This is a genomic window from Butyricicoccus sp. (assembly GCF_050872565.1).
In the GTDB taxonomy this organism is placed as follows: Bacteria; Bacillota; Clostridia; order Oscillospirales; family Butyricicoccaceae; genus Butyricicoccus_A.
On sequence record NZ_JBNMHC010000095.1, the window covers coordinates 1 to 6,967 of the forward strand.

A 6,967-nucleotide genomic window follows, 5' to 3' on the forward strand; every position below is an offset into this window, starting at 1 on the left:
ATTATTGATATACGCGGCGATGTGATCGCATTCGGCGGACGTGTCATGGATGACAGCAAGCCGAAATATCTCAATTCACCGGAAACCATCGTGTTTAACAAACGACGCAATTTGTTTGCGATGAATCGGGCAAAAAAGACGAAAAGTGAATATTTTTTGCTCGCAGAGGGCTATATGGATGTCATTGCTCTGCATCAGGCGGGATTTGACAGCGCAGTAGCTTCTCTGGGAACTTCCCTGACGGAAGAACAGGCGCGGTTATTATCGCGGCACACCAAAACCGTCATCGTCTGTTACGATGCAGATACCGCCGGACAGTCGGCGGCACAGCGAGCCATTGATATTTTGAAAAAAACAGGCATTCGCGTCAAGATATTAAAGATTCCGGGAGCCAAAGATCCGGATGAATTTATCAAGGCAAAAGGGCCGGATGCATTCCGCAAGCTCATCGAGCAGTCGGATAACGACGTGCGCTATCGCATTGAAGCGGCAAAGGATAAATATGACTTTACCGAAGATGACCAACGCATTCTGTTTTTGCGTGAGGCGGCGGGAATTATCGCTTTGCTCGATAGCGAAGTGGAACAGGATGTGTACACCACATCGACGGCAAAGCTTGCAGGCGTAACGCCGGAGGCATTTCGGCAGGAAGTCAAGCAGGCAAAAATTCGTCTGCGGACGCAGGCAAAACGAAAGATGCATCGAGAAGTACGCACACCGGCTCAAGCCATACAGCCGAAAGATCGGACGATGCATTTTGAAAATGTGCGTTCTGCGCGCGCAGAAGAGGGAATTTTGTCCCTTTTGTTCTCTGACACCTCGCTGATGGAACAAATGCGGCAGGTTTTGACGCCGGATGATTTTTCTTCCCCGGAGCTGGGCAAAATATACGGTCTTTGTTCGGCACTGTATACCAGCGGCCGCACGATTGCCGTCCCTGCGTTAGAAGGAAGATTGGAACCGCAGGAAATGGATCTGCTGGTATCGGCACTGCGCGTGGATATTCCTATCGACCGCAGACAGCAGGCGATGGAGGACTACATGGCAATCATTCAGGAGCAAAAGCTCATGCGTGAGACGCAGACTGACACGGAAGAGGATCCATTGCTCAAAAAAGCGCAGATGCAGCGCAAAAATAAGAGCTTTTCAGGATAATACCGCAATACATGATTAATTTATTTGGAGGCTTAAAGAATGACACAGGACATGGATGTAAAAAAGCAGACAGCCATCAAAGAGCTTATCGCTTTAGGCAAGAAAAAGGGCAAGCTCACGCTGAAGGAAATGTCTGATGCACTGGAGTCCATCGACATGGAGTCGGATGAGCTGGATAGACTGTATGAAGAGCTGGAGAAGGCTGGCATTGAATTGCAGGGTGCTGAGGTTCTGGCAGCTCCGACAGAGTCCGAAGAGGAATTTTCTGAGGATGCTGTAGAGGAAGTCACCAAGGAAGAATTGGAAGACACCGAGTCTCTCGCAGAAGGCTTCGCTATTGATGATCCGGTGCGTATGTACTTAAAGGAGATCGGCAAGGTTGACCTGCTGACGCCGGACGAAGAAGTAGAACTGGCAAAGAAGATGCAGGCTGGCATGGAAGCCAAGGAAAAAATCAAGGAGCTGGACGAGCGTCAGCGCAACGGCGAACAGATCGATGAGAAGGAATATCAGGCACTGCGCAAGGCAATTCGCGGCGGCGAAAATGCAAAGAAGCGTCTGTCTGAGGCAAACCTGCGACTGGTTGTTTCCATTGCCAAGCGATATGTTGGCCGCGGTATGCTGTTCCTCGATTTGATTCAGGAAGGCAATCTGGGTCTGCTCAAGGCAGTAGAGAAGTTCGACTGCACCAAGGGCTTTAAGTTCTCTACGTATGCGACGTGGTGGATTCGTCAGGCAATCACTCGTGCAATTGCTGACCAGGCTCGTACCATTCGTATTCCGGTACACATGGTAGAGACCATCAATAAGGTTATTCGCGTTTCCCGTCAGCTGCTGCAGGAGCTGGGTCATGACCCGCAGCCGGAGGAAATCGCAGAAGAGATGAATATGCCGGTTGAGCGCGTGCGTGAAATCCTCAAGATTGCACAGGAGCCGGTATCTCTCGAGACCCCAATCGGTGAAGAGGAAGACAGCCATCTGGGCGATTTCATTCCGGATGATGACGCACTGGAGCCAGCAGAAGCTGCTTCGTTTACCCTGCTCAAGGAGCAGCTGGTTGAAGTGCTCAAGACGCTGACACCGCGAGAAGAAAAGGTTCTGCGCCTGCGCTTCGGCATCGAGGACGGCCGCACCCGCACGCTGGAAGAGGTTGGCAAGGAGTTCAACGTAACGCGTGAGCGTATTCGTCAGATCGAGGCGAAGGCACTGCGTAAGCTGCGCCATCCGAGCCGTTCCAAGAAGCTGAAGGATTTTCTGAACTAATATAGGAGGCGCATACCATGGTTCGGCGCGATAAACAGAATTATTATCTTGATATGGCACAGGTCGCGCTGGAGCGCAGCACCTGCCTGCGCCGCAGCTTTGGCGCTGTCATTGTAAAGAACGATGTCATTATTTCGACAGGATACAATGGCGCACCGCGTGGTCGTGCCAATTGCATCGACTTGAATTACTGCATTCGGCAGCAGCGCAATGTGCCGCGCGGCACACAGTATGAGCTGTGCCGTGCCATTCATGCGGAGGCCAATGCGATTATCGCGGCATCCCGCGAGGAGATGATTGGTTCGACGCTGTATCTCGTGGGACGCGACACACAGAGCGGCGAAATCATGCGCGACGCAGATTCCTGCCCGATGTGCAAGCGGCAGATCATCAATGCCGGTATCAGCAAGGTGGTTATCCGCCGAGACAATGACAATTATGATGTCATTGATGTCGAGGACTGGGTCAAGCATGATGAACTGCTCAGCGGTAAAATTGGATACTGATAAATAATACAGAGAAACAGAAGCGGAAAACACCGCTTCTGTTTTTTGTCTGCAACGAATCATTTGTGCGTATTGACGAAAAAATACACCTCTGATATAATGAATGTAATAAAATGAAACAATTTATTTCGCAGAGGGAGGGAAGATCATGAAATGGTCAAAGAGAGCGATAGCTGCTGCGCTGGCAGGTATGATGGCGGTCTCTATGATGCCGCAGGTTTGGGCAGCAGAAGAACCGGAACAACCGGAAGTACAAGCCACAGAGCAGCTGGAACAGGAAGATCCGATAGTATCTGAGCAGCCGGAAACTCCGGAACAGCCGGAGCAGCCGGAACAACCGGAAATTCCAGAACAGCCAGAGCAACCAGAACAGCCGGAAACACCGCAGCAGGAGCCGGTCGCCCTGCGCACGGATCATAGCCGTTTTATGTCGGGCTATCCGGATGGACGATTTGGCGTGAATGATTCCCTCACGTGGGCGCAGACCAGCGTGGTTTTGTATCAATTGCTGGCAGATCAGTCCATGGGTGATTTGCCGTGTACATATCCTGATGTAAAAGAGTCGGATTGGTTTTATCAGGCAGTTACCACCTTGGCATCCCGCGGGATTTTAACCGGTGCAGGTGATGCCTTTCATCCCAATGAAAAGATTACGCGCGGCGAGTTTATTACGCTGCTTGTGCGTTTGGTCGGCGTGGATGAAAACGCGTCCAGCTCGTTTGTCGATGTGCCGGAGACCGATCCGATATATCCGGTCGTATCGACGGCAGCACAGCGCGGTTGGATTGGCGGATACAACGACGGAACATTTCAACCGAATGCGGCTTTGACGCGTGCCGAATCGGTCTCTGTATTCAATCGTGTGCTCGGCAGAAAAATGGATGAACAGGTACAGCAGCAAGCGCAGGACTTGCGTGAATTTACCGATGTGTCAGCCAAGCATTGGGCATATGGGGCAATTTTAGAGGCGTCGATTGACCATGACGGCACCGTCAACGCGGACGGAACTGAGACATGGAACAGCTATACACCGGCATATCCGATTTCTCTCAGTTATTCCGGAAAAACGGTCACACGGCGGATTTATGAGGGCACAAAGCCGTATCATATACCGACACAAGATGACAGTGGAAAGAAAATTACGCATTGGATGACGCCGAACGGCGTTGTTGCGGACCCGATTGACCAGCCGGTATATGCGGCGGCATCGTATGTTGCTTGGGTTGCGCCAAAACTGATGACGGCGCACAACCAGTATGTCTCCGGCTATGGAAACGGAAAATTCGGACCGCAGGATGCACTCACTCGTGCACAGGCGTGCACGATTCTGTATGGTTTGCTGACAGATCAGTCGAATGGCTCGTATCCAAGCAATTTCTCCGATGTTCCATCCGGCGCATGGTATGAAAAGGCGGTAAAGACGCTCGCATCGCGTGGATTTATAGCCACTGGCGCGGCATTCCGTCCAAACGATGCGATCACACGCGGCGAATTTGTCGAGATGGTTTCGCGTTTGGTACCGTATACCAATAGCGGCGCAGAATTCAGCGATGTCAGTGCAGATCATCCGTATTATACCGCGATTATGACTGCGGCAGCACAGGGCTGGATTGGCGGTTTTGGCGATGGAACCTTCCGACCCAATGAATCGCTGACACGCACACAAGCCGTTGCTATTTTTAATAAAATCTTAGGACGTACCGGCGACAAGACGACCGAACAGCAGATGGATGAACGCTATACGTTCAGCGATGTAGCCAAGGGATTCTGGGGCTATCAGGCGATTATGGAAGCGGCAACAACGCACGCCTACAAGAAGAGCGGAGACGCGGAAGCATGGTCAGAGTATTCCCACAAGTACACCGACTCGGTATCGTGGGAAAGCTCGACCAGCGTTGTATCGGCATCGAAAATTACCAACAAGATTACCAGTACGTACAGCGGAGATTATACCCAGAAGTACAATATGGATTATTCTACCGGTTTGAAAGAATCCTATATCAACGGCAAGGGATACTCCAGCAAGACAAAATATCTGGTTTGGGTCAGCAGGCAAAATCAGAAGGTTTATGTGTTCTCCGGATCGAAGCAGAACTGGAAACTCATCAAAACGTTTATCTGCGGAACCGGCGCGGACAAGACGCCGACACCGACTGGTGTGACGTACATCACCTACCGAGAAAAAGGCTGGAATCATGATACCTATTCCTGCAAGCCGGTTGTGCGGTTCTATCCGAATACCGGATATGCGTTCCATTCACGGTTGTATTATCCGAACTATAACGGCTTAAAGGACAAGCGCATTGGCTTCCCGATTTCTGCCGGATGTGTGCGCATGTTGGACACGGATATTACGTATCTGTACAAGAACATTCCGAACAACAGCACGGTTGTGATCTACTAAACAAAAACTTTGCAAAAAGCAAGAAGAACCAAAAAAACGCAGTCCGTTATGGACTGCGTTTTTGCTGTATGTACGGAGAAATTAGTCTGCGTAAGAGAGCAGGGTTTCTACATCCTTGCGGCGCGGTGCCTTTGGCTCCTCGTCCGGATAACCGATAGCAATCAGAGCGGCAATTTCCTGATCTTCCGGAATGTTCAGATACTTCTCCAGCTCATGGCGATGGAAGATACCCATGATGACGGTGCCGAGGCCGTGGTCGTGTGCGGACAGGCACAGGGTCTGTGCAGCAATACCGGCATCGTACATCTGCCAGCCTTCGCCGCGGTCGGTGGTAAAGGAGCCGTCGCGCTCATAGCCGGAACGGTTCTTGATAAAGGTCTGCACGATGAGCATCGGTGCGGTGGAAACCGTCTTTGCATTGAACGGCGCATACTCTGCTGCCAGCTTATCAATGGCTTCTCTGCCCTCTACGACGATGTAACGGGAGATCTGCGTATTTTTCCAAGACGGCGCATAGGCTGCGTCAGCGATTACTTCTTCCAGAAGCTCATGCGGTACCGGTGTGTCCTTGTAATGACGGATGCTGCGGCGGCCGCGGATGCATTCTTTTGCGTTCATAGGGAAATCCTCCTTTGATTTCGTTGTGTCATATTTGACTGTTTTCAGTATACGACAAAGTGCCGCGGAATGCAATGAAAAAAACATCCCCGAACAGAGAGACGTTCGGGGATACATGGGGACTTATTGCCGCAATTGAGATAATTTGCGATACAGGATAAGATGTACGATGCTGAGCACGGCACTGATAATCAAAGACGCGGCGTAGACATAGAGCCAAATGGGATAGGCGTTGTCCGTCAGGTCAATGAGTGCGCCTTGGAAAACCAGACCGACACCGAGACCGATTAAAAGCAAAATATGCGTAATAATATCCGGGATGATATTTAACTTGCCTTTGATGAGTCCCAGACGGGCAATGCTGCATAGAATAATCGCGGGGGCGATAAAAGCAAATGCCGCCGCATAGCCAAAATACTGCATGAGTTGCGTGAGTGTGTTCATGATACCATGTCCTTTCTATAACAAGGGTATCATAAACCAAATGAGGATGATTGTCAAAGACCAGCGTTATTTTGTCGGCGGTGTTTTGCTCAGGTCAACCACGGTGTTGATTTCGACAGTCGCGCGCGCCTCCGGCGCATGATTTTCGTCATCCTTGTCAGAGGTGTTCTTGTACTGTTCTACCGTACCATCGCAGACGAGCTGAATCGTCTGTCCGCCGGTAATACTAGCACTGAGTGCAGCTGCATCAAACTGATAATTTTCCGGAGAATCATCTAATTTTCCATATGGCTTGGATACATACTGGAAAGTAGGATTCTCACCTGTGGTTGTCACAGCGATAAAACCAAAAGCTACGCGCGTTTCCGGTAAATCCTTCGGAATTACATAGCAGGTATACTGCACAAGCTGCTGGGTGGAGCTGTCGTAATTGTCTCGCAGAGACTGAACGGCATTTTCATCCGTGCTGGTATCCGCGAGAATCGCCTCTGCGACTTTTGCGCTGACGACTTCCAGTGTAGGGTCTTTCTGTTCTGCGGTTTTGGTCTGTCCGCAGGCGGTGAGCAGGACGGCACAA

The 6,967-nt window shown here is 50.7% G+C and carries 7 protein-coding genes; 4 read left to right on the plus strand and 3 right to left on the minus strand.

What is annotated here, in order from left to right:
* The 4 genes from ACR0P9_RS05535 to ACR0P9_RS05550 form a co-directional block, all read left to right on the plus strand.
* The coding region (locus ACR0P9_RS05535) for a toprim domain-containing protein (protein WP_432618090.1) at positions 1 to 1,155 on the plus strand (1,155 nt) is incomplete at its 5' end.
* Positions 1,156 to 1,194: 39 nt separating this feature from the next.
* Positions 1,195 to 2,418 carry an RNA polymerase sigma factor RpoD gene (gene rpoD / locus ACR0P9_RS05540; RefSeq protein WP_432618092.1) on the plus strand — a complete coding sequence of 408 codons (1,224 nt, stop codon included), beginning with the start codon at positions 1,195 to 1,197 and terminating at the stop codon, positions 2,416 to 2,418.
* 17 nt (positions 2,419 to 2,435) lie between these two features.
* Positions 2,436 to 2,924, plus strand: coding sequence for a deoxycytidylate deaminase (locus ACR0P9_RS05545; RefSeq protein ID WP_432618094.1), 489 nt, complete (start codon positions 2,436 to 2,438; stop codon positions 2,922 to 2,924).
* A gap of 148 nt (positions 2,925 to 3,072) precedes the next feature.
* Positions 3,073 to 5,328 carry an S-layer homology domain-containing protein gene (locus ACR0P9_RS05550; protein WP_432618096.1) on the plus strand — a complete coding sequence of 752 codons (2,256 nt, stop codon included), beginning with the start codon at positions 3,073 to 3,075 and terminating at the stop codon, positions 5,326 to 5,328.
* An 81-nt stretch (positions 5,329 to 5,409) separates the two neighbouring features.
* Here the strand turns inward: ACR0P9_RS05550 and ACR0P9_RS05555 are convergent, their stop codons facing one another.
* The 3 genes from ACR0P9_RS05555 to ACR0P9_RS05565 form a co-directional block, all read right to left on the minus strand.
* The gene (locus ACR0P9_RS05555) at positions 5,410 to 5,946 is read right to left on the minus strand and encodes a nitroreductase family protein (RefSeq protein ID WP_432618098.1); all 537 of its coding nucleotides are present in this window, start codon (positions 5,944 to 5,946) and stop codon (positions 5,410 to 5,412) included.
* 123 nt (positions 5,947 to 6,069) lie between these two features.
* The gene (locus ACR0P9_RS05560; protein ID WP_432618100.1) at positions 6,070 to 6,390 is read right to left on the minus strand and encodes a hypothetical protein; all 321 of its coding nucleotides are present in this window, start codon (positions 6,388 to 6,390) and stop codon (positions 6,070 to 6,072) included.
* A 66-nt stretch (positions 6,391 to 6,456) separates the two neighbouring features.
* Positions 6,457 to 6,967, minus strand: a 511-nt coding sequence (locus ACR0P9_RS05565; protein ID WP_432618102.1) for a hypothetical protein, incomplete at its 5' end; no start/stop codon positions are given.